Raw genomic sequence first — 21,049 nt, forward strand, 5'->3', positions numbered from 1 at the left:
CCGCTGCATCGACGAGGAGCGCGCGCGAGCCTTTGTGGATGCCAGGGAAGTGAGCGAGGAATACGGGCGGTTCATCGAGGCTGTCGAGTAGCCCCCCTCCCGCTGGCACTGGGCGGGCCTGATCCGATAGGCCCATCAGGCCCGCCACCCTGCGTCGCCACGGGCTAAACGCACGGCGGCTGGAGGGCGGTTTGCCGGAATGGCGGGAGGAGGGACGGGAAGTCGCGCGCGTCGGTTGACCTCAGGCCACCTCGTCAACCCTCGTTGTCACTTCCTTAACCCAAGCCATCAGCGCCGCGGGATCAGACGGTAGCTGAACTGCCAGCCCTTCCGCGAAACTCTCGAAGGCCGGTCGGTTGAGCGCATTTAGACCGACCAGAACGGGGATCTCCATCGCAACCGCCTCGGCGATCACGTCGCGGAACCCCCGCCCCTCCGCCTCGTGCTTTCCGAACTTGTTGACGATCAGCAGGTCCGCGCCGGATGAGAGGCTGACCTTGACCAGACCCACCGCCGTTTCAAGCGCGGCAGGGTCGAGGCGGCACCCCCGCGCCTGCGGGCCAAGATCCTGGCTGATGCGCAGAACGGGACCATCGGGCAGCACCCGCACATCCATGTCGCAGGGGCCGGCATCGGCGCGCTCGCTGTTGATCTGGACAGTGCCGCAGCATCTGAGGCCCCGGGCTGCGAGGTTCGCTGCCAGCCGTTCAAGCACCAGATCCGTATCGCCGCGTCCGGGCGCCATCGTGTAGGCGAGTTTCATGTCCGGGGCTCCTTCAGGATTGGCAAAAAGGTTGGAATTCAACCAGCGCACCGGCTGGCAGGGATTCGACGTCGGCGGGCAGAAACATCAGCCCGTCCGCTGGAGAGAGCAGCCCGACACGGGCCGAATGCGTGGCACCCTCGAAACCGACGACCTCGCGACCATGTGCATCGAAACCGGCGAGCCTGGCGGGCCGGAGTTCGCAGCGCCCGGGCTTGCGGCGGATTGGGCCTGCGATCACGACATGCCGTCGGGTCGGGGCGGGTCCCTCGCCGCTCAGGGCACGGACTAGCGCCAGTCCGAAGACCTGCCATGTGACGAAGGCCGATACCGGGTTGCCGGGCAATCCAAGCCAGTGCGCCTTGCCGATGCGCCCGACCGACACCGGCTTGCCCGGTTTGATCGCAACGCCGCTGAACAGGGTTTCGCCGCCCAATGCCATGACAGCCGGCTTCACATGATCTTCTTCGCCCACCGAGATACCGCCCGTGGTGATGACAAGATCGGCTTGCGCCGACATGTCGCCCAATTGACGGACAAGGCCGGCAAGGTTGTCGGCACCATGATCCGAGGCGACGATGTCGACATCCGCAGCTGCAAGGCTTGCCGTCAGCATCGGAGTGTTGACGTCCCAGATCTGGGCGGCCTCACGCGCGCCCCCGGCGCGGCGTACCTCGTCGCCGGTGACAAGCAGTGCTACGCGGAGCTTGCGCCGAACGCGCAGAATGCCTGCACCGGCGGCGGCACAGGCGGCGATCTCCCTCGGGCCGAGCCTGTGCCCCTTGTCCAGAACGGTCGCACCCTTGGCCATGTCGCTGCCCGCACGGCGGATGTTCAAGCGCGGTTCGGGTCGGCGCGACAGATGAATGACGTCCCCGTCACGCAGGACGTCCTCCTGCATCACGACAGCGTCCGCGCCATTGGGGATTGGCGCGCCCGTAAAGATCCGGGCCGCCACGGCTCCTGCAACCGGCGTCGTCACCGCCTGCCCGGCAGGCACGCGCGCAACGACTGGCAGCACCCAGGGTCCAGCGCCAGTCAGGGCCGATGTCGCGATTGCATAGCCATCCATTGCCGCATTATCGAAAGCCGGTGCCATGGACCGGGACCGGACCGGCTGGGCAAGAATGCGGCCAAAGGCGTGGTCGAGCGACAGGGCCTCGGTGCGGCCGACCTGTGCTACATTTCCTGCAATCCGGGTCAGTGCCTCGTCGATGCTGATCAGCGCGTGAAGCATGTCCTGACTGTCACAGCCGCAGCCCGGTGACGCGATGGCTTGATGGATGGTCATTGTGCTGCCTCCTCGGCGGAATGGGTAGGCTGGAAATGCCCGGGCCCGATGCTGCAATCGAGATCGCGCAGGCGCCCGTCCTTGAGCCCGTAAATCAGGCCGTGCACCCGGACATCAGCCCCGCGACGCCATGCCCTCTGAAGGATCGGCGTTTCGCAGACACGCCGCACGCCTTCGACGACGTTCAGTTCGGCCAGCCGGTCACGTTGTCCTTCGAGGTCGGGTTCGCGCCCCAGATCGACCGCGTAAGCGCGGGCCAGGCGCCGGATCGGCTCGAGCCAGTGATCGGCGAGACCGTGTGGCAGATCCTCGGTCGCGGCCTTGACCCCGCCGCAGCCATAGTGGCCGCAAACGATGATCTCGCGGACATGCAGAGCATCGACCGCGAATTCCAGCGCCGACAGGAGGTTCATGTCCGAGGAATGAACGATGTTGGCGACGTTGCGATGGACGAACACTTCGCCCGGATCGAGCCCCGCAACCACGTTGGCCGGAACCCGGCTGTCCGAACAGCCGATCCAGAAGAACTCGGGCGCCTGAAGGGCGGCAAGGCGGGTGAAATAGTCAGGCTCCTCGTCGTAACGTTGTTTCGACCACGCCACGTTGCGCGCCAGAAGGTCATTCAGCATCGGTCGTCTCCGGAAAATCTGGCAGCCCGCGTCTTGACCGCATGTGTTTCGACAGATCCCGCAGATCGGCCCGAGTCAGCCGGACCCGGGCGATCGGCAAGAGGATCGCGTTTTCGGCAACGAGGTGGCGCCGCACGTGGCCCGCAAACCTGGATAATACCCCGCGCTCCTTGGCAGACAGAGCGCCCTCCCTATCGAGGCACCCGGCCAGCATTGCACGCACGTCCGGCAGCAGACGCATCGCCTCATCCTGATCGGCCCTGATCCGGTCGATCACACCCTCGATCGCATCCTCATCCGTGCAGCGCCGGGCAAGAAGCGGGAACAGGTCCTCCGCCTCGTCGCGCAGGTGGACATTCAGTTCCTCGTTTAGAAACCGCAGCACCGTTGTCGCTTCTCGGCGATCGAGAATGTCGGCCGTTGCCAGCCCGTCGATCATTGCGCAAACTTGACGTTCGCGCAGGTGATCTTCGCTGATGAAATCCAGAGGATCAGCAAGCAGGCCCAGGCTCGTCGGCTTCTCACCGCTCCCACGCAGCAGAGGCTCTGACGGTTGCATGACACGTCCTTTCGCGTGGTTCAGATCGGCGCAAGACTTGCGCCGGTGATACTCGACCGGTCGGCGAGGCTTTCCACGAACGCCCTCGACGCATCGGCCCAGGCGGCTTTCTCCAGCGCCTGCGAGATCTTGGGGCGAACGGTTTCATAAGGCAGCACCTGCCCAGGTGCCGTCGCGTTCAGGCGGATAATGTGCCAGCCATGCCGCGACAGGACAGGTGCGGGCGTGATGCTCTCTTCAGTCAGGGTGCGCAGCGCCGCCTCGAACTCGGGCACGGTGTCGCCCGGACCCAGCTGGCCCAGATGACCGCCGGATGCCTTGGAACCGCAATCGCTGTCGCGGGCTGCAGCGGCGAACCCCTTGGCGTCACCATCAAGCCGCGCCAGCAGGGCAACGGCCCTTGCCTCTGCCAGCCCACGCTCAGCTTCGTCGCGCGGATCGCAGGCACACAGGATATGCGAAACATCCCAGAGCGGTGCCGAACGATATCGGGCAGGGTCCTTCTCCCATTCCGCGCGCACGGCATCTTCGCCGACGGGCGCGATCACGAGCGCCTCGTCCAGCAGGGCGCGGATCAGGGCTTCGTCGTCCGTCTCAAACCGCCCCGGCGCCAGCTCGAGCGGGTCGGCCGTCAACCCCCGTCGCTTCGCCTCTTGCAACAGCAGTGCGCGGATGGCCAATGCCTGTGCCGCCTTGCGCCAGGCGATGCCCGGCTTGTCCTTGGGGGCTTCGTGGTTCTGGGCCTCGGCGGCGATTGCCGCCGAGGGGATGGTTTCGCCGTTCACGACGACATCGGGAAACAGGGCCACGTTCATCTGGCTCACTCCGCTGGCGTCGTGGCGGTAGGACCGCGCTTGGCTTGCACCTTGTCATAGGCGCGGCGGCGTTCCTCTAGCGGGCGATGCCGCCGCGATCGTACGATCTGGTAACCCGGCCGCGTCAGCAGGTAGCGGAAGGGGGCCGCGAACCCGGACCAGATGTGGACGAGCCGCGTGAACGGAAACAGCGCCGTGATGATGAGACCGAGGAAGATGTGCAGCTTGTAGAGCCAGTGCACGTCGACGACGGTGACCCAGGCGTTGATGTTCCAGCTGACCACGCTCTGCGACCAGGTCATGAAGCGCACCATCTCCGAGCCATCCATGTGCTGCAGCGTCTGGGTGATCGTCAGCAGGCCGATGGCCAGCTGCAGCCAGATCAGGACCATGATCAGGATGTCAGGGAAGGTCGATGTCACGCGGATGCGCGGATCGACCAGGCGGCGATGAATCAGCATGGTCGATCCGATCAGTGCGGCGATACCAGCCGGGCCGCCGATCAGCACCGCCATCCATTGCTTAAGCGCATAGGGAATGCCGATGGCATCCAGCACCCAGATCGGCGTGAAGAGGCCGACGAGGTGACCGAAGAACACGGTCAGGATGCCGACATGGAACAGGATCGACCCCCAGATCAGCTGCTTTCGGCGCAGAAGCTGGCTCGATGAACTCTTCCAGGTGAAGGGGTCCCGTTCGTAGCGCACGATCGACCCCACGAGGAAGATCGTCAGCGCGACATAGGGCATGACCCCGAAAATGACGAAGTTGATGTCGAAGTCGCCGAACATATCATGCGCTCCTGTTAAAGGGTTTGGGGGCCGGCCGGTCCATCGCCGCGAGCATGTCGCGAACCTGCGGACAACCGGCGTTCGGGTCGGGGCCGAAGGTGACCTCGGTTTCTTCCCAGACGGCGTCGAGTGCCGCCAGGTCGGTCGGGTCGTCATCCGGCTGGGCCAGCATGACGGCCACCGCTTCAGCGTCGGCCTGCGTGTCGGCAAGCTGGGAAAGAGCGGCGAACACGGCGGCATATCCGCTTTCGCGCCGTACAAGCCGGGCGCGAAGGGCATCAAGGATGTGCGCCGCGTCCGCCAAGGTTTCCTGTACTTCTGCGAAGGGACGCGTTGACAGGAATTCCAACAGCACCGGCAGATGATCCGGCAGTTCCGAGGTGGCGGGCTCGAACCCGCCCTCCCGGTAGGTCTCGATCAGGCTGACCATTGCGCCGCCCCGGTCCCGGCTTTCGCCGTGGACGTGCTCGAAGAGATTGAGCGATAGCGTCCGCGACCGATCGAAGAGCATCACATAGCTCTCTTGCAGATCGTAGAGGTCGGCGTCTGCGAAACCATCGGTCAACGAGCGCAGCGCAGCCCGTGTATCGGCGGCGATGCGGGGATCGGAACCAAGAATTGTCCCGATCTCGGGCATCGCCTCCTGAAGTTCCCGCGAGGGATAGCTCAGGATCAGCGACAGGGCTTTCAGGGAACGGTCCAGCATCAGAAGGTCTCCTGCGGAAGGGCGAATTTCTTTTTCTTGCCGCCGAAGAGCGTCGTCTTGCCCGCCTCGCCGGTGGAACAGCCGTTGCCGTCGGTGAAGCCGCAGCCGCCGCGGATGTCGGCGCCATGCTCGTTCTGTTCGCGGTGCGCCGTGGGGATCGCGAAACGATCCTCGTAATCGGCGATGGCCATGATCTTGTACATGTCCTCGATCACCCGACCGGACATGCCGACCCGGGCGGCAATCGCCTCGTCGCGCACGCCGTCAACGCTGAGGGCCCGCATGTAGAGCCGCATCGCCGACATGCGTTCGAGGGCGTGAACGATGGGCTCCTCGTCGCCCGCCGTCAGCATGTTGGCGAGGTATTTGACGGGGATGCGCAGGGAGCGGACGTCGGGCATCTGGTCGCTCATCGCGATCTGGCCCGCCTGAGCGGCGTTCTGGATCGGGCTGAGCGGCGGGATGTACCACACCATCGGCAGCGTCCGGTATTCCGGGTGCAGCGGGAAGGCGACCTTCCAATCCATCGCCATCTTCCAGACCGGGCTGACCTTCGCCGCCTCGATCCAGTCTTCGGGCACGCCGTCACGGCGCGCCGCGGCGATCACCTCGGGGTCGTTCGGGTCGAGGAAGACGTCGAGCTGCGCGCCGTAGAGATCGGTCTCGCGCTCGGCGCTGGCCGCAGCTTCGATCTTGTCTGCGTCATAAAGGATCACGCCCAGATAGCGAATGCGCCCGACGCAGGTTTCCGAGCAGACCGTCGGCTGGCCGCTTTCGATCCGCGGATAGCAGAAGGTGCATTTCTCGGATTTGCCGGTGTCCCAGTTGTAATAGACCTTCTTGTAGGGGCAGCCCGAGACGCACATCCGCCAGCCGCGGCACTTCTCCTGGTCGATCAGAACGATGCCGTCCTCCTCGCGCTTGTAGATCGCGCCCGAGGGACAGGAGGCGGAACAGGTGGGGTTAAGGCAGTGCTCGCACAGGCGCGGCAGATACATCATGAAGGTGTTTTCATACTCTCCATAAATGTCCTTCTGCACCTGATCGAAGTTGTAGTCCTGAGACCGCTTCGAGAATTCGCCGCCGAGGATTTCCTCCCAGTTCGGACCCTTCTCGATCTTCTCCATCCGCTCGCCGGTGATCTTCGAGCGGGGGCGCGCGGTCGGGAACGCGGTCATGTCGGGCGCCGATTTCAGGTGGTCGTAGTCGAAATCGAACGGCTCGTAGTAGTCGTCGATCTCGGGCATGGCCGGGTTGGCGAAGATGTTCGCCAGGATCCGCCATTTCGACCCCTGCTTGGGATGCAGCTTGCCCGAGGCCGAGCGCACCCAGCCGCCGTTCCAGCGCTTCTGGTTCTCCCAGTCCGTCGGATAGCCGGTGCCGGGCTTGGTCTCGACGTTGTTGAACCACGCGTATTCGACACCTTCGCGCGTCGTCCACACGTTCTTGCAGGTGACCGAGCAGGTGTGACACCCGATGCATTTGTCGAGGTTCAGGACCTTGCCGATTTGCGCACGAACTCTCATTCCGCTGCCTCCACGTTCTGGGTTGCGGACCGGCTTGCGGGTTTGTCGAGCCAGTCGATCTTCTTCATTTTCCGCACGATCACGAACTCGTCGCGGTTGCTGCCCACGGTGCCGTAGTAGTTGAAGCCGTAGGACAGCTGCGCATAGCCGCCGATCATGTGCGTGGGTTTCAGGGTGGCGCGGGTCACCGAGTTGTGGATGCCGCCGCGATTGCCGGTCTTTTCCGAACCGGGCGTGTTCACGATCTTTTCCTGCGCGTGATACATGAACAGCGTGCCCTGCTTGATCCGCTGGGACACCACCACCCGCGCGGTCAGCGCGCCGTTGGTGTTGTAGGCTTCGACCCAGTCGTTATCGACCAGCCCTGCCTTCTTCGCGTCCACCTCAGACATCCAGACCACCGGTCCACCCCTGTTCAGCGTCAGCATCAGGAGGTTATCGGTGTAGGTGCTGTGGATGCCCCATTTCTGGTGGGGCGTGATAAAGTTCAGCACCACGTGCGGGCTGCCCTCGGCCGCGTCGTTGTTGACGGCGGCGGTGATGGTCTTCAGGTCCACCGGCGGGCGATAGCTGACGAAGCCCTCGCCGAAGGCGCGCATCCATTCGTGATCCTGATAGAGTTGCTGGCGGCCCGTCAGGGTGCGCCACGGGATCAGTTCGTGGACGTTGGTGTAGCCCGCGTTGTAGCAGACCTCCTCGCTCTCGATGCCTGACCATGTGGGCGACGAGATGATCTTGCGCGGTTGCGCGGCGATATCGCGGAAGCGGATCTTGGTGTGATGGGCGCCCTCCGCGAGGTGGGCATGGTGCTGCCCCGTGGGCTTTTCCAGCTCTTCCCAGGCCTTCACGGCCACTTCGCCGTTGGTTTCCGGGGCGAGCATCAAGATCATCTCGGCCGCGTCGATGGCGGTTTCGAGTTTCGGCTGGCCTTTGGACACGCCCTCGTCCAGCACGACCCCGTTCAGGTCGCGCAGATGCTTGACCTCGGTCTTGGTGTCCCAGTTGATCCCCTTGCCACCGTTGCCGAGTTTCTCGAGCAGCGGCCCGACTGAGGTGAACTTCTTGTAGAGGTTTGGATAATCCCGCTCGACCGCGATGTAGTTCGGCGCGGTCTTGCCCGGGATCAGGTCGCATTCGCCCTTCTTCCAGTCCTTCACATGCGCCTGCGCCAGTTCGGCGGCGGTGTCGTGCAACAGGGGAAGCTGGACGATGTCGGTCTCGACCCCTAGGACCTCGGGCGCGACTTCGGAGAATTTCCGGGCGATGGACTTGAAGATCTCCCAATCCGACTTGCTCTCATAGGCCGGGTCCACCGCCGCCTGCAGCGGGTGGATGAAGGGGTGCATGTCCGAGGTGTTCAGATCGTCTTTCTCGTACCAGGACGCCGTCGGCAGCACGATGTCGGAATAGACCGCCGTGGTGGACATGCGGAAGTCGATGCAGACGAGAAGGTCGAGCTTGCCCTTCGGCGCTTCGTCATGCCAGACGGCCTCCTTCGGCATCACGCCGCCTTCCTCGCCCAGATCCTTGCCCATCACCCCGTGGTCGGTGCCCAGCAGGTGCTTGAGGAAATACTCATGCCCCTTGCCGGACGACCCCAGAAGGTTCGAGCGCCAGACGAACAGGTTGCGCGGCCAGTTTTCCGGGGCGTCCGGATCCTGACACGACATTTCCAGATCGCCGGATTTCAGCTGTTCGGCGACGTAGTCCTTGATCTCCTTCCCAGCCTTCTTTGCGGCTTTCGAGACTTCCAGAGGATTGGTCTTGAGCTGCGGGGCGGACGGCAGCCAGCCCATGCGCTCGGCCCGGATGTTATAGTCTATCAGACTGATGTCCCAATCGCCCTCGGGTGCGGTCGGCGACAGGATCTCGCCCGCGCGCAATGTCTCGTAGCGCCACTGGTCGGTATGGGCGTACCAGCAAGACGTCGAGTTCATATGCCGCGGCGGTCGGTTCCAGTCGAGTGCGAAGGCTAAAGGTTGCCAGCCCGTCTGCGGGCGTAGCTTCTCCTGACCCACGTAGTGCGACCAGCCGCCGCCTTCCTGCCCGATGCAGCCGCACATCACCAACATGTTGATGATGCCGCGGTAGTTCATGTCCATGTGGTACCAGTGGTTCAGACCGGCCCCGAGGATGACCATGGACTTGCCATGGGTCTTTTCGGCGTTGCCTGCGAATTCGCGGGCGACCGCGATGATTTTCTCCCTCTCAACGCCGGTGATCTTTTCGGCCCAGGCGGGGGTGTAGGGACTGTCGTCGTTGAAATCCTTGGACACCCAGTCACTGCCAAGACCCCGGTCGAGGCCGTAGTTGGCGCAGAAGAGGTCGAAAACGGTGGCAACCAGCGCTTCGGATCCGTCGGCCAGTTTCACGCGGCGCGCCGGAATGTTCCGGGTCAACACTTCGGGGTGATCGCATTTCACGAAATCGCCCGTGGCCGCACCGCCGAAATAAGGGAAGTTAACGCCTACGACCTCATCGTGATCGCCATCCATGATCTGGCTGAGGCGCAGCTTGCTTTCAGCGCCCTTCGCTTTCTCTTCGAGGTTCCACTTGCCCTCTTCGCCCCAGCGGAACCCGATGGACCCGTTCGGAGCCACGATCTGACCCGACGCCTCGTCATAGGCGACGGTCTTCCAGTCGGGGTTGTTGGCCTCGCCCAGCTTGCCGTCGAAGTCGTCAGCGCGCAGCATCCGGCCCGGCACAAGGTGGCCGTCCTTTTCATCCAGCCGAACCAGCATCGGCATGTCGGTATACTTGCGGGCGTAGTCCTCGAAATACTCGGCCTGCCGGTCGAGGTGGAATTCGCGCAGGATCACGTGACCCATCGCCATTGCCAGCGCCGCGTCGGTGCCCGCCTGCGGGTTCAGCCAGATGTCGCCGAACTTGGCGGCTTCCGAATAGTCGGGGCTGACCACGGCCGACTTGGTGCCGCGATAGCGGACCTCGGTGTAGAAATGGGCGTCGGGTGTCCGGGTCTGGGGCACGTTCGAGCCCCAAAGCATCAGGAAACCTGCATTGTACCAGTCGGCCGATTCCGGAACGTCAGTCTGTTCGCCCCAGGTCTGGGGGGAAGCTGGCGGCAGGTCGCAGTACCAGTCGTAGAACGACATGCAGGTACCGCCCAGCAGGCTCAGGTAGCGTGAACCGGCGGCGTAGCTGACCATCGACATGGCCGGGATCGGCGAGAAGCCGAACACGCGGTCGGGCCCGTAGGTCTTGGCCGTGTAGGCGTTGGCGGCGGCGATGATCTCGGTCGCTTCGTCCCAGGTGGCCCGCACGAAGCCGCCTTTGCCCCGCGTTTTGTTGATCGAATTGCGCAGGGCGGGATCGCCCTGGATCGCGGCCCAGGCGGCCACCGGCGTCATCGTCTCGCGCATCTTCCGCCACGCCCGCATCAGCGCACCACGGATCAACGGGTTCTTCACCCGGTTCGCGGAATAGAGATACCAGCTGTAGGAGGCTCCCCGCGCACAGCCGCGCGGCTCGTGGTTGGGCAGGCCCGCACGGGTGCGCGGATAATCGGTCTGTTGGGTTTCCCAGGTGACGATCCCGGATTTTACGTAGATCTTCCATGAACACGACCCGGTGCAGTTCACCCCGTGCGTCGAGCGGACGATCTTGTCGTGCCGCCAGCGGTTCCGGTAGGTGTCTTCCCAGCTGCGATCCTCGCGGGTGGTCTGACCCCAACCGTCGGAGAATTGCTCCAGTTCCTTGCTCTGGAAGAAGTTCAGTTTGTCGAGCAGATGGCTCATTTGGCTGTCCTTTCGGGTGTCTGGGTCCGGGCGGCGAGCTCCGCCGCCCGGGAAATCAACTGAATCATTCAGCGGGCTGGGCTGCGGTGCCCTGCGGCGTGCGGCCATGTTCGATGTCGTGGAGAAGGCCGCCGGGGCGCGTGTAGACCACCCAGGTGATGACGACGCAGATCACGTAGAAGATCAGGAAACCCCACAGCGCCCCAACGGCAGACCCGGTCATCGCGATTGATGTCCCGTAGGCCTTGGGGATGAAGAAGGCGCCGTAAGCCGCGATGGCCGAGGTGAAGGCCACGATCGCGCCGGACTCCATCGCGATCTGACGCTTGCGCTCTTCAGCACCCAAGTGCGGCATCAGGCGCGGAATTTCGCGACCCATGATCACCGGGATCATCTGGAAGGTCGACGCGTTGCCGACACCGGTCAGGAAGAAGAGCGCCATGAAGCAGGCGAAGAAGCCGACGAAGGAGCCCAATCCAAGGAAGCTGATCACACCGAAGGTGGCGACGATCATCAGGGCGAAAGTCCAGAAGGTCACGCGACCGCCCCCGAACTTGTCCGAGATCCAGCCGGTGGCAGCGCGGCTCAGCGCCCCCACGAGCGGCCCAAGGAACACGTAGTTGAGTGCGTTCACTTCGGGAAAGGCCAGGCGCGTCAGCAGAGGGAAACCCGCCGAGTAGCCGATGAAGCTGCCGAAGGTGCCGGTGTAGAGGATGCACATCAACCAGTTCTGCTTGCGTCCGAAGATCACTGCCTGGTCGGCAAAGCTGGCGCGTGCATCTGCGATGTCGTTCATGCCCAACCAGGCCGCTATGGTCGCTGCGAGGATGAAGGGCACCCAGACGAAGCCTGCGTTCTGCATCCACAGCTGACCGCCGTCGGACATGGTCTGCGGTTGCCCGCCAAGTGCCCCGAAGACACCCGCCGTGATGACGATGGGCACGAGGAACTGCATGACCGACACGCCGAGGTTCCCCAGCCCCGCGTTCAGCGCCAGTGCGTTGCCCTTTTCGGCCTTCGGGAAGAAATAGCCGATATTGGCCATCGACGAGGCGAAGTTGCCGCCGCCAAAGCCGCACAGAAGGGCCAGGACGAGGAAAATCAGGTAAGGCGTGTCGGGGTTCTGCACCGCATATCCGATGCCCATGGCGGGCAGCAGCAGCGAAGCGGTCGACAGCGTCGTCCACAGCCGCCCACCGAAGATCGGCACCATGAAGCTGTAGAAGATGCGGAGCGTTGCGCCCGACAGGCCCGGCAAGGCCGCCAGCCAGAACAGCTGTCCCGGGGTGAAGTCGAACCCGATGGCGGGCAAGCGAGCCACGACCACCGACCACACCATCCAGACCGAGAAGGCCAGCAGAAGCGCCGGGATCGAGATCCACAGGTTCCGGCGTGCAACGGCACGGCCCTTTTCGGCCCAGAATTGTTGGTCCTCCGGCCGCCAGTCCTCCAGCACGCGCGGCATGGCGGTGCGTTCGGGGTGGTGAATGTCCTGCATCTCGGGCAGTTGCGGCAACTGGTCGAGCACTTCGCCATGCGCGGCGCGCTCCATCGCGCGGATCGACAGATGCATCCAGGTCAGTGCGATGGCGACCAGTCCGAAGAGCAGCGCAAAGCATGACGTGTAGATGCCGGTGAGATCGAGGAGTGCGCCGAAGGCGATCGGCAGGACGAACCCACCAAGGCCCCCGATCATGCCGACAAGCCCGCCGACGGCACCCACATGTTTGGGGTAGTAGACCGGGATGTGCTTGAAGACCGCCGCCTTGCCGAGGCTCATGAAGAAGCCCAGAGCGAAGAGCGTGACGATGAAGGGCCAAAGACCCATTTGCGTCGAGAAGGCGATGGCGCCGTCCTTGCCCTGGATGACGTAGTCCGTGGGCGGGTAGCTCAGCATGAACAGGAACAGCAGCGAAAAGCCGAAGGTCCAGTACATGACCCGGCGCGCGCCGAACTTGTCGCTGAGATGGCCGCCGTATGCGCGAAAGAGCGAAGCCGACAGACTGAACGACGCCGCCGCCATGCCCGCGAAGCGCACGTCGATTCCGTAGACGTCGATCAGGTAGTGCGGCATCCACAGCGCCAGCGCGACGAAGGCACCAAAGACGAAGAAGTAGTAGAGCGAGAAGCGCCAGACCTGCAGGTTCTTCAGCGGTGCGAATTGCTGCGCCAGCGACGGTGCCTTCGCCCCTGTCTTGCGCCGCTCGACCAGCTCAGGGTCGTCCTTGGCGAGCAGGAAGAACAGCACGCCGATGATGGCGAGCCCCGCGGCCCAGACATAGGCCACACCGTGCCAGCCATAGGCGACCATGACGAAGGGAGCGACGAACTTGGTGACCGCGGCGCCGACGTTGCCCGCACCGAAAATACCCAGCGCGGTCCCCTGGTGGCCTGCGTCATACCAGCGGCTGACATAGGCGACGCCGATGATGAACGACCCGCCCGCGAGGCCGATGCCGAGGGCCGCGATCAGATACATGATATAGCTGTCGGCCAGCGTCAGCGCCCATGTGGCCAGCGCCGTCAGGATCATCTGGCTCGAGAACACCAGCCGCCCGCCGTACTTCTCAGTCCAGACGCCCAGGAACAGGCGGGTGACCGATCCGGTCAGGATCGGGGTGGCGACCAGCAGGCCGAACTGGGTGTCGTTCAGGCCAAGCTCGGCCTTGATGGCGACACCGATGATGGAAAAGATCGTCCAGACCGCGAAACAGGCGGTGAAGGCGATCGTGCTCAGGCTCAAGGCGCGCGTCTGATCGGCGCGTGAGGCTGTTGCAACGGTCTGCATGGCGGGTCTCCGGCAAAAAGGGTCTTTCACCCCTGCGTGGGGATCAGTGCCAGACCTGACGCCACAGCGACGCTCATGACTTGATCTAGATCACAAAACTGAGAAAATGCTAACGAAATAAATGGCTTACAGAAATATGTCATCCGATGAGCGGGCGCAGATCAAGGCTGCGGTCGCGAAGGTCAACCGACGGGTTGACATATATCAATTGATTTGGTGACAATTGTTAAGCGCGCAAAGTCGAAGGGGGACCGACATGCCCGATTCCGAATACCGGGATATTCGAAAACTCGATCTCTTTGCGCAGATGGCGGATGATAATTTCACATCCTTGATGCGGGGCGCCTATGTGCAGAATTTCCCTGCACAGATCGAATTGATCACTGAAGGAGAACCGAGCGATTTTCTTCATATCGTCGTTTCGGGCTCGGTCGATCTGTTTTCGACCTGGAATGGCCGAGAGACCAGCATGGCGACCGTCCGCCCGATCTCGACCTTCATTCTTGCCGCGACCATCAAGGATGCGCCCTACCTGATGTCGGCCCGCACGTTGGAGAAAAGCCGGATCGCGCTGATCCCTAGTCAGGACGTGCGCGCGATCTTCGACGCCGACAGCAACTTTGCCCGTGCGATCGTCACGGAACTGGCGCAGTGCTATCGCTCGGTCATCAAGGCGCAAAAGGATCTGAAACTCAGAACCTCGCTCGAGCGGCTCGCGAACTACCTACTGAGGCAACAAAGGCACGCGGGAGGTGGGGCTGCGTTCGAGCTGGACTTCGAGAAGCGGCGCCTGGCCTCTGTGCTGGGCATGACCCCTGAAAATCTCAGCCGCGCCTTCAAGGGCCTGCAGCCCTATGGCGTTTCCGTGACCGGCACGCGCATCTCCATCGACAATCAGGCGGACCTTGAGCGCTTTGCGAAACCAAATCCACTGATTGATGACTTTTCAACCTGAGGGACTGACAGATGACCAAATCCATGCCCGGCGCCGCCGGAGATCTCGCCGAGGAACACCCTGATGTCTGGAAGGCCTATGCTGCCTTGGGCAAGGCAACGGCCGATTGCGGCCCCCTGACAGACCGCGAGAAGCGCCTCGTCAAGCTCGCCCTCGCGATTGGCGCGGGCTCCGAAGGCGCGGTCCATTCCCACACCCGGCGCGCCAGATCGGAGGGGATTGAGGCTGAGGCGATCATGCAGGTTGCGATGCTGGCCATCGGCCCGCTTGGCCTGCCTCGTGCCGTCGCCGCAAAGACCTGGATCGAAGACATCAAGGATTGACGTTCAGGGAAGCGGGCTGACCCCAAAAAGCAATGGATGCGCCCAGAGCAGCGCCCCGTAAAGCGCAACGCCTGCCGCAAGCCGTAGGAGAGTGCCCCCCGACAGGGACGCCAAGAGGAGCGGCGCCTCCGCTCCGCGATCAAGCATCCGTTGCCATTCTGGCCCCATCTCGCGGCGTTTGCGCCGGTCGATCAGTCGGCCTCCCAGCAGCGCGAAGGCGGCGAAGGTACCGAACAGGATCACATGGGCCAGATCTCCGTTGGGCACGACATGGGCCGCCGCCCAAAGCGCCAACGCCAGAAGCAGCGGGTGACGCGACAAGCGGACGATTCCGGGCCGTGCAGGATCGAACAGATCGTTGCGCGCCCCGCCGAACGAGAACGGGTTGGGCCGGCCGATGGACAGCGCGAGGATCAGGCAGACCGGCCCCATGACCGTCAGTGGGACATGGACCTGCCATAGGGCCCAATCCCAAAGGGTAACATGCGGTGCGCGACCCGCCGCCCCGATCAACCAGGAAAGTACCGCCAGCGACAGGACAGAATAGGCCAGTGTGAAGCCGGAAGCGCCTAGTCGAGCCTGAAGCCGAGGCCGCAACGGCCGGCGCACGGGCAAGGAATGCGACAGGAAGAACACGACATAGGCGAGGGCGAACTCGAACCATCCCATCGGTGCGCGCCTCAGACCCGCTTGGCGGCGGGCAGACGTAGCAAAAGCCCGCCGTAAATGACCGCAAAGCTGCCGAAGGCGACGATCCACGACAGCCCGGACACCGTGTGCAACGGGCTGGAAAATTCGGGCCATACGCCCCCAGCGACCCGCGCGAATACGGACAGGATCAGGGCCAGATAGATCATGACGGTCCCTGCTCCCGCCCGCAGGTCCTGCCCGGTATGACCAAGCGTGGCGCGTGTCATCACCGCCAGTGTCATCAGGCCGATTGCCCCCGCCATCCAGAAATGCTGCGCGCCCGCCATTCCGAAGGACCCGGGAGCCAAGATTTCTGCGGCCAATGCCAGGGCCCCCAACGGCACGAAGGCATAGCCTGCGTGCAACACAGTCACCAGCGGCTCGGCAAAGGTGTGGTGTCCGGCCCAACGGGCCAATCGCAGGGCGTGCAACACGCCTGCCAGCACAAGGGCCAGCCCGGTCGGCGTCCCGAGAGGCAGCACGACCCACAGCCCAAGCGCCACCAGAAGAGCCGCCAGCGCCCCCTTATCGAAGGGCTGCATCGGCGCTGCGGGCAGTACGGCGCTGCGCCGCTTCACCAGCCAGTTACGGGTGAAGGACGGCACTATTCGGCCGCCGATGACCGCGATCATCATCACGCCCGCGCCCAGGCTTAGTCGCAGGCCGTAACCTTGCGCGGCATACTCGCCTCGCGCGGCCTCCCAGTGAAACAGCGCGTTACCGAGGGCAAAGACCGCGAGCATCCCCAGCACGATCAGATTGCGCCAGTTCCGGCCCGCCACGATTTCGCGCCCGATCACCGTGGCCAGTACGACCGGGAAGGCAAGGTCGACCGCCGCCACCAGCAGCCCCGGCAACCCCGCCGAAAAGATCACAGCCACGCGCCCCACGAGCCACAGAGCCGCCAGTCCGCCCAGCGGCCAGCCGACGATAGGCAGGCGCCCCGTCCAGTTTGGCACCGCAGTCAGGAGAAAGCCCGCGACGACGGCGCCGAGATAACCGTAGAGGAACTCGTGTGCGTGCCATGACACGGGGTCGAAGGCTGTGGGCAACATCAGGTGCCCTGACAGCATCGGCACCCAAAACACCATCGCCAGCACGGCCCAGACCGCCGCACCGAAAAAGAACGGGCGGAACCCGTAGGTCAGGATCGCGGGTCCGGTCCAGGCGCGCATCTGTTCGGCGGTCGAGGTCATTTGTGGCGTCCCTTGCGCGCTCAGGCCGGCGCCGCGGCGGCAATGCGGCGGTAGCCCGCCGTGCCATGATAGAAACCGTTGCTCAGGCCCGCATCCCCGCTCAGCGTCGCAAGGCGGGCATCGGCCTCGCCTGTCGGCACGCGCCCATCGAGCACATCGCGAAACACCTGCGCTACCGCGACCATGTCCACGGCCTGTGGCATCAGCCGCAGGTGCGTGACGCCAACGGCAATCAGACGGGCGGCTTCGGGGAGCAGGTCGACATAGCTTTCCGACAGGGTCTGGATGCCGTTCACCCGCAGGATCGGCCGGTCGTCGCGGGTGCGGAGCGGCATGCCGTCGGGGTCTTCTTCACAGACGAACTGGCAGTTGTCCTTGGTGCGGCCGTGCGCGCGGGCGTGATAGCACCGCGCTGACACAGCCAGAGACGCGCGGCCGAAAACCTGCACCTCGACACCCAGGCCCAACGCAACTGCTGCCTGCGCCGCGGCTGCAATGGCCGGGGCCGGCATCTCGGCCGGTAGGCAGACATGGGTCGCGCCCTGCCCGGCCATCCAGGCTATCGTCGCGTCGTTGTAGGCGTTCATGAAGGGGCCGATCCGATGCGGACGCTTACCGCGCGCGTAAAGCCCTGCGGCGTTGTTCACCTCGATCTCGGGCGTGTCCATCGCGGCCAGATCCTCGGTTGCCTTGCGCTCGCGTTTCAGCATCACCTCGGCCAGCGTTGACAGGATCACGGTCTTGCCTGCGCGCTCCAACCGCTCGATCGTGGCCGGCAGGTCTGCCTCGTGGAAGGGCGCGCGCTTGGAGCAAATCACCTCGCCCAGATAAACCTCGTCGACGGGCGCCTCATCCGCGATGCGGGCGTAGAAGTCACGCCGTGCATCCGCGGACCAGTGGTAGGCGATCGGGCCGAGCGTCAGTTTCGTCATGGTATTCACCGCCATTTCTTTGTCTCGAAGGCGCCCTGGGTCTGCTTCTGCCCCTCGGTCAGGGCGATTAGGTCGGCGATGTTTGCCTCGCGTCCGGCCTTGATGTCATCCACCGCTGCGCGGAACGCACGCACAACGCCGCGGACATAGCTCTTCGAGCGCTGACGCCCTTCGATCTTGAAAGCATGCACGCCCGCCTCGATTAATTCGGGCAGGAGCCGCGACAGATTCAGGCTGATCGGTTCCTCGAAGGCGTAGTAGCCCTCGGGGCGATGGGGCGCGGCGTAGCGGCCCTTGCAGATCGTGGGATAGCCGGCCTTCTCCTCGGGCCCGAACCGGTCGATGGTGAAACCCGCGAGCTGCGAGGACATCGACCCGTCAGCGTCGCGCACATATTCCACATCTGAGGCGGGCGAGCACACCCCGTCCATGTTCGTGGATTGACCCGTCAGGTAATTGGTCAGGCTGCATCGCCCTTCCACCATCAGCCCGTGATTGCCGAAGATAAAGGTCTCGATCTCGCAGGGAATCTCGCGGCGGATCTGGCGGATCTCGGGGATTGTCAGGATGCGCGGCAGGACCACACGCTTTACACCGAAGTTCTCGCAATAGTAGCGGATCGCCTCGGGCGATGAGGCCGCGGCCTGTACCGACAGGTGCAGCCGGACGCCCGGATACATCCGGGCGATGTAGTCGGCCACGCCCATGTCGGCCACGATGAAGGCATCAACGCCCAAGCGCGCGCCGGTGTCCGCCGCATGTCGCCAGAGATCGACCTTGCCCGCAGGCGGATAGGTATTCAGCGCCAGCAACACCTTGGTGCCGCGCGCATGGGCATAGGTCACCGCCTCGGCCAGTTCATCGGGGGTGAAGTTCAGCCCCGGGAAGTTCCGCGCATTGGTCGCATCCTGGAAGCCGCAATAGACCGCATCGGCGCCCGCGTCGACGGCGGTGCGCAGCGCGGCGGGGGTGCCCGCGGGGCAGATCAGTTCGGCAAGGCTCATGCGTATTCCCTCGGTTTGGTGGCATCCGGATAGGCCCGCCGCAACCGTGCGAGAACCGCCCGTCCGGGTGTCCCGAACATCGCCGACGCCTCCTCGGCCAGCGAGCCGTCCATGTCGTCGAGGGCATTCCTAAGACGAACGACGGCCTCGGTGTCCCCGCTGATTTCCAGATCGCGCGAGAAGAAGGCCGCATCGCCGTCCTGCTCGGCGTCGATCAGTTCCAGAAGCAGCAAGAACCGCCCGCGGATCGTGGCCCCGACCTGCGGCGCCGTATCGCGCGGCACGGCGCGGAAGACGAGCGCCTGCGGGTCGGGGCGGAGATGCAGCGCAAAGGGCAGTTCCACGGGATCGATCAGGAAGTCAGTCGCCTGGTGCGGTCCGAGCCGCGCGAAGAGAGACGGGTGCCGCGCCGCGACCCGACGGACAACGCGCGTCAGGACCGGTTGCAGCACAAGGCAGGCAAGCCGCGCGATCGCGCCTTCGCCGGGCCGCAACCGGGCCGTTGGTTCGCTCGTCGGGATCATGATGGGTCCTTTCGCTCCCCCGATACGCCCTTCTCCGTCACGATCCTGTCGAGGGGAATGTCATGGGGCTGCGGGTAGATTGTGGTCAGTCGGGCTGCCGCCAGCGCGATGCCGATGGTGACGGGCCGCGGCGAGAGCGCGGCCAGTGTCCGGTCGTAATAGCCGCCGCCCCGGCCGAGCCGATAACAGCCTGCATCCCAGCCGAGGCAGGGCGCGAGCGCGATGTCGGGCGTCAGGACCTCCGCCTCGGGCGGCGGAACGGGGATGTTCCAATGGCCGCGCAGCATACGCATGCCCGGCATCCATCGTCGGAACACGAGCGGCGCTGCGGGGGTCTCCACCACCGGCAGCGCGATACAGACGCCCGCCGCGTGAAGATCGGACAGGATCGGGCGCAGATCCGGTTCTCCTCGGATCGGCCAGTAGCCGGCGAGCACGGTCTCCCGGAGGGTCCCGCGCGCGGCGAGGACCGTTTCGAGATGACTGCAGATAGAACTGCTCACATGCGCCCGTCCTGTCTGGCCCAACCCCTCCCTCAGGCTGGCCAGCCTTGCCCGCTCGGCTCGACGCCAGCGCGCCACGTCACGCGCCTGCTGCACATCCGTGCCAAGCGGATCGAAATAGGTCGGGTCCACCTCCGCCGCCATGCAGGGGGGCGAGGCATAGGCTCCCTGTCCGCTCATGGACACGCACCTTCCTCGGCCACAGGTGCGACAGCGGCGTTGCACCAGTCCATGACGGCAGCCTCGGTCAGTGTGAGGATCGTCGCCATGCCATCGGCATAGCGGTCGAACGCGGCCCTGTGGGTTTCGGAGAGACCCGTCAGGACAGGAACGCCGCGGGCAAGCGCCTCGGAGATCAGCGCGCGGAAGCCGCGCCCCTCTGCCTCGCTCAGGCCAAACTTGTTGAGGATCACGAGGTCTGCCCGGCCGGCCCGAAGCCGCGACATCGCCAGCCCGACGGCCTCCTCGAAGGCGCCCGCATCCATCCGGCAGGCGGTGGCGCCGGGTCCGAGATCCTGCGTGATGCGCCAGCGCGGCCCGTTGGGCAGAAGCCAGAGATCGCAGTCGCACGATCCCGATCCGGCATCGGGCGAGGCCGCGCGCAACGCACCCACCAGCCGGACGCCGTCCTGCGTTAGCCGGTCAGCCACCGCGTCCATAAGACGATCCGTCCCGCCGCGTCCCCCGACTGTCACTCCCGCAAGCCGCATCTTCGCCTCAAGCCTGCTCGAAGCGCGGGAACAGCACGTTGTTTTCCAACGCGATATGCGCAGCAAGGTCGTCGAACAGCGTCGTCAGGCCGCCATAGAGCGAGCGCCAGGAGCCGCAGGCGTGCTCGGGCGGTGTCAGATCGCAGGTGAGCCGCCGGATTAGCGCGATGTTTTCGGCGTGATCGTCATGGTCGGCGCGCATTACCGCGATGGGGTGCTCGATGCCCGGCCCGCCGCCCGCGCGCATGGCCGGAAACAGGATCATCTCCTCCTTCATCATGTGATCCTCCATCTCCCCGGCGAGCGTCCGGATGGCCGCGGCGAGCCCCGTGGGCGCCTCGGGATCGTCCGCGTGCACCCGCTCGACCCGGTCGGCGAGCAGTACGAGCGAGGCGAGATCCTCCCGATGCATCTCGTGATAGCGCGTCAGGATGTGATCGATCAGCGCGCCGGTCTCCTGAGGCACGTCCGTTTCTGGGAGGTCTTTCATTGCGGGTCCTTTCCCTCGCGCGTCGCCCGGTCCTTGCGTGGGCCGCAGCGAATTGGTATTTGAGATACGCATACCGCTCGTGAATGCGCATTTCAACTA

Annotated in this window: 20 protein-coding genes; 2 read left to right on the plus strand and 18 right to left on the minus strand. The window is 64.5% G+C overall.

Annotated features, from left to right (window positions below; translation table 11 throughout):
• Positions 1-241: 241 nt before the first annotated feature.
• The 10 genes from J1C52_RS13815 to J1C52_RS13860 form a co-directional block, all read right to left on the minus strand.
• The gene (locus tag J1C52_RS13815) at positions 242-763 is read right to left on the minus strand and encodes a DUF2478 domain-containing protein (protein WP_168624901.1); all 522 of its coding nucleotides are present in this window, start codon (positions 761-763) and stop codon (positions 242-244) included.
• 13 nt (positions 764-776) lie between these two features.
• The gene (gene glp / locus J1C52_RS13820) at positions 777-2,054 is read right to left on the minus strand and encodes a gephyrin-like molybdotransferase Glp (protein WP_227428535.1); all 1,278 of its coding nucleotides are present in this window, start codon (positions 2,052-2,054) and stop codon (positions 777-779) included.
• The gene (locus tag J1C52_RS13825) at positions 2,051-2,683 is read right to left on the minus strand and encodes a carbonic anhydrase (protein ID WP_227428536.1); all 633 of its coding nucleotides are present in this window, start codon (positions 2,681-2,683) and stop codon (positions 2,051-2,053) included. Before J1C52_RS13825 ends, glp begins: the two co-directional genes overlap by 4 nt.
• Positions 2,673-3,242: a hemerythrin domain-containing protein gene (locus J1C52_RS13830; RefSeq protein ID WP_227428537.1), complete on the minus strand. Its 570-nt coding sequence runs from the start codon at positions 3,240-3,242 to the stop codon at positions 2,673-2,675. Before J1C52_RS13830 ends, J1C52_RS13825 begins: the two co-directional genes overlap by 11 nt.
• A 20-nt stretch (positions 3,243-3,262) precedes the next feature.
• Positions 3,263-4,057, minus strand: a complete 795-nt coding sequence (locus tag J1C52_RS13835; protein WP_227428538.1) for a peptidylprolyl isomerase — start codon at positions 4,055-4,057, stop codon at positions 3,263-3,265.
• Between the two features lie 5 nt (positions 4,058-4,062).
• Positions 4,063-4,848 carry a respiratory nitrate reductase subunit gamma gene (gene narI, locus J1C52_RS13840; RefSeq protein ID WP_123644115.1) on the minus strand — a complete coding sequence of 262 codons (786 nt, stop codon included), beginning with the start codon at positions 4,846-4,848 and terminating at the stop codon, positions 4,063-4,065.
• Between the two features lies 1 nt (position 4,849).
• Positions 4,850-5,554 (minus strand): nitrate reductase molybdenum cofactor assembly chaperone, encoded by a 705-nt coding sequence (narJ, locus tag J1C52_RS13845; RefSeq protein ID WP_227428539.1) that lies wholly within the window; start codon positions 5,552-5,554, stop codon positions 4,850-4,852.
• Complete coding sequence (gene narH / locus J1C52_RS13850; RefSeq protein WP_050930785.1) at positions 5,554-7,080, minus strand: nitrate reductase subunit beta; 1,527 nt, start codon at positions 7,078-7,080, stop codon at positions 5,554-5,556. Before narH ends, narJ begins: the two co-directional genes overlap by 1 nt.
• A complete protein-coding gene (locus J1C52_RS13855) occupies positions 7,077-10,835 on the minus strand; it encodes a nitrate reductase subunit alpha (protein WP_227428540.1) in 3,759 nt (1,252 codons plus the stop codon). The genes narH and J1C52_RS13855 overlap by 4 nt, the downstream gene beginning before the upstream one ends.
• Before the next feature lie 64 nt (positions 10,836-10,899).
• The gene (locus J1C52_RS13860) at positions 10,900-13,623 is read right to left on the minus strand and encodes a nitrate/nitrite transporter (RefSeq protein WP_227428541.1); all 2,724 of its coding nucleotides are present in this window, start codon (positions 13,621-13,623) and stop codon (positions 10,900-10,902) included.
• Positions 13,624-13,879: 256 nt separating this feature from the next.
• Here J1C52_RS13860 and J1C52_RS13865 point away from each other — a divergent pair, with 256 nt between their 5' ends.
• Together J1C52_RS13865 and J1C52_RS13870 are read left to right on the plus strand one after the other, a co-directional pair.
• Positions 13,880-14,578, plus strand: coding sequence for a cyclic nucleotide-binding domain-containing protein (locus tag J1C52_RS13865; protein WP_050930795.1), 699 nt, complete (start codon positions 13,880-13,882; stop codon positions 14,576-14,578).
• 11 nt (positions 14,579-14,589) lie between these two features.
• On the plus strand, positions 14,590-14,901 hold the full coding sequence (locus tag J1C52_RS13870; RefSeq protein ID WP_095590947.1) for a carboxymuconolactone decarboxylase family protein: 312 nt from the start codon (positions 14,590-14,592) through the stop codon (positions 14,899-14,901).
• A gap of 3 nt (positions 14,902-14,904) precedes the next feature.
• Here J1C52_RS13870 and J1C52_RS13875 read toward each other — a convergent pair whose 3' ends face one another.
• The 8 genes from J1C52_RS13875 to J1C52_RS13910 are packed head-to-tail and all read right to left on the minus strand — an operon-like array spanning position 14,905 to position 20,950.
• Positions 14,905-15,570 (minus strand): NnrU family protein, encoded by a 666-nt coding sequence (locus tag J1C52_RS13875; protein ID WP_227428542.1) that lies wholly within the window; start codon positions 15,568-15,570, stop codon positions 14,905-14,907.
• Positions 15,571-15,581: 11 nt separating this feature from the next.
• The gene (locus J1C52_RS13880; RefSeq protein ID WP_227428543.1) at positions 15,582-16,787 is read right to left on the minus strand and encodes an NnrS family protein; all 1,206 of its coding nucleotides are present in this window, start codon (positions 16,785-16,787) and stop codon (positions 15,582-15,584) included.
• Between the two features lie 20 nt (positions 16,788-16,807).
• Complete coding sequence (gene ubiV / locus J1C52_RS13885) at positions 16,808-17,734, minus strand: ubiquinone anaerobic biosynthesis protein UbiV (RefSeq protein ID WP_227428544.1); 927 nt, start codon at positions 17,732-17,734, stop codon at positions 16,808-16,810.
• Positions 17,725-18,723: a ubiquinone anaerobic biosynthesis protein UbiU gene (ubiU, locus tag J1C52_RS13890; RefSeq protein WP_168624908.1), complete on the minus strand. Its 999-nt coding sequence runs from the start codon at positions 18,721-18,723 to the stop codon at positions 17,725-17,727. The genes ubiV and ubiU overlap by 10 nt, the downstream gene beginning before the upstream one ends.
• A complete protein-coding gene (gene ubiT, locus J1C52_RS13895; protein ID WP_095590942.1) occupies positions 18,720-19,247 on the minus strand; it encodes a ubiquinone anaerobic biosynthesis accessory factor UbiT in 528 nt (175 codons plus the stop codon). The genes ubiU and ubiT overlap by 4 nt, the downstream gene beginning before the upstream one ends.
• The gene (locus J1C52_RS13900; RefSeq protein WP_227428545.1) at positions 19,244-19,930 is read right to left on the minus strand and encodes a 5-formyltetrahydrofolate cyclo-ligase; all 687 of its coding nucleotides are present in this window, start codon (positions 19,928-19,930) and stop codon (positions 19,244-19,246) included. Before J1C52_RS13900 ends, ubiT begins: the two co-directional genes overlap by 4 nt.
• Positions 19,927-20,460 (minus strand): DUF2478 domain-containing protein, encoded by a 534-nt coding sequence (locus tag J1C52_RS13905; protein WP_227428546.1) that lies wholly within the window; start codon positions 20,458-20,460, stop codon positions 19,927-19,929. The genes J1C52_RS13900 and J1C52_RS13905 overlap by 4 nt, the downstream gene beginning before the upstream one ends.
• A gap of 7 nt (positions 20,461-20,467) precedes the next feature.
• Positions 20,468-20,950 (minus strand): hemerythrin domain-containing protein, encoded by a 483-nt coding sequence (locus tag J1C52_RS13910; protein ID WP_227428547.1) that lies wholly within the window; start codon positions 20,948-20,950, stop codon positions 20,468-20,470.
• Between the last annotated feature and the right edge of the window lie 99 nt (positions 20,951-21,049).

The sequence above is a fragment of the Roseibaca sp. Y0-43 genome (genome assembly GCF_020667835.1).
GTDB lineage: Bacteria > Pseudomonadota > Alphaproteobacteria > Rhodobacterales > Rhodobacteraceae > Roseinatronobacter.

What these genes read in the sequence shown, in the direction of transcription:
- J1C52_RS13825 (WP_227428536.1), bottom strand. Translation starts at nt 2,683, where the DNA reads ATGCTGAATGACCTTCTGGCGCGCAACGTGGCGTGGTCGAAACAACGT.
- glp (WP_227428535.1), bottom strand. Translation starts at nt 2,054, where the DNA reads ATGACCATCCATCAAGCCATCGCGTCACCGGGCTGCGGCTGTGACAGT.
- J1C52_RS13905 (WP_227428546.1), bottom strand. Translation starts at nt 20,460, where the DNA reads ATGCGGCTTGCGGGAGTGACAGTCGGGGGACGCGGCGGGACGGATCGT.
- narJ (WP_227428539.1), bottom strand. Translation starts at nt 5,554, where the DNA reads ATGCTGGACCGTTCCCTGAAAGCCCTGTCGCTGATCCTGAGCTATCCC.
- J1C52_RS13835 (WP_227428538.1), bottom strand. Translation starts at nt 4,057, where the DNA reads ATGAACGTGGCCCTGTTTCCCGATGTCGTCGTGAACGGCGAAACCATC.
- J1C52_RS13815 (WP_168624901.1), bottom strand. Translation starts at nt 763, where the DNA reads ATGAAACTCGCCTACACGATGGCGCCCGGACGCGGCGATACGGATCTG.
- J1C52_RS13830 (WP_227428537.1), bottom strand. Translation starts at nt 3,242, where the DNA reads ATGCAACCGTCAGAGCCTCTGCTGCGTGGGAGCGGTGAGAAGCCGACG.
- narI (WP_123644115.1), bottom strand. Translation starts at nt 4,848, where the DNA reads ATGTTCGGCGACTTCGACATCAACTTCGTCATTTTCGGGGTCATGCCC.
- ubiU (WP_168624908.1), bottom strand. Translation starts at nt 18,723, where the DNA reads ATGAGCCTTGCCGAACTGATCTGCCCCGCGGGCACCCCCGCCGCGCTG.
- ubiV (WP_227428544.1), bottom strand. Translation starts at nt 17,734, where the DNA reads ATGGCGGTGAATACCATGACGAAACTGACGCTCGGCCCGATCGCCTAC.
- ubiT (WP_095590942.1), bottom strand. Translation starts at nt 19,247, where the DNA reads ATGATCCCGACGAGCGAACCAACGGCCCGGTTGCGGCCCGGCGAAGGC.
- J1C52_RS13900 (WP_227428545.1), bottom strand. Translation starts at nt 19,930, where the DNA reads ATGAGCGGACAGGGAGCCTATGCCTCGCCCCCCTGCATGGCGGCGGAG.
- J1C52_RS13855 (WP_227428540.1), bottom strand. Translation starts at nt 10,835, where the DNA reads ATGAGCCATCTGCTCGACAAACTGAACTTCTTCCAGAGCAAGGAACTG.
- narH (WP_050930785.1), bottom strand. Translation starts at nt 7,080, where the DNA reads ATGAGAGTTCGTGCGCAAATCGGCAAGGTCCTGAACCTCGACAAATGC.
- J1C52_RS13870 (WP_095590947.1), top strand. Translation starts at nt 14,590, where the DNA reads ATGACCAAATCCATGCCCGGCGCCGCCGGAGATCTCGCCGAGGAACAC.
- J1C52_RS13875 (WP_227428542.1), bottom strand. Translation starts at nt 15,570, where the DNA reads ATGGGATGGTTCGAGTTCGCCCTCGCCTATGTCGTGTTCTTCCTGTCG.
- J1C52_RS13860 (WP_227428541.1), bottom strand. Translation starts at nt 13,623, where the DNA reads ATGCAGACCGTTGCAACAGCCTCACGCGCCGATCAGACGCGCGCCTTG.
- J1C52_RS13910 (WP_227428547.1), bottom strand. Translation starts at nt 20,950, where the DNA reads ATGAAAGACCTCCCAGAAACGGACGTGCCTCAGGAGACCGGCGCGCTG.
- J1C52_RS13880 (WP_227428543.1), bottom strand. Translation starts at nt 16,787, where the DNA reads ATGACCTCGACCGCCGAACAGATGCGCGCCTGGACCGGACCCGCGATC.
- J1C52_RS13865 (WP_050930795.1), top strand. Translation starts at nt 13,880, where the DNA reads ATGCCCGATTCCGAATACCGGGATATTCGAAAACTCGATCTCTTTGCG.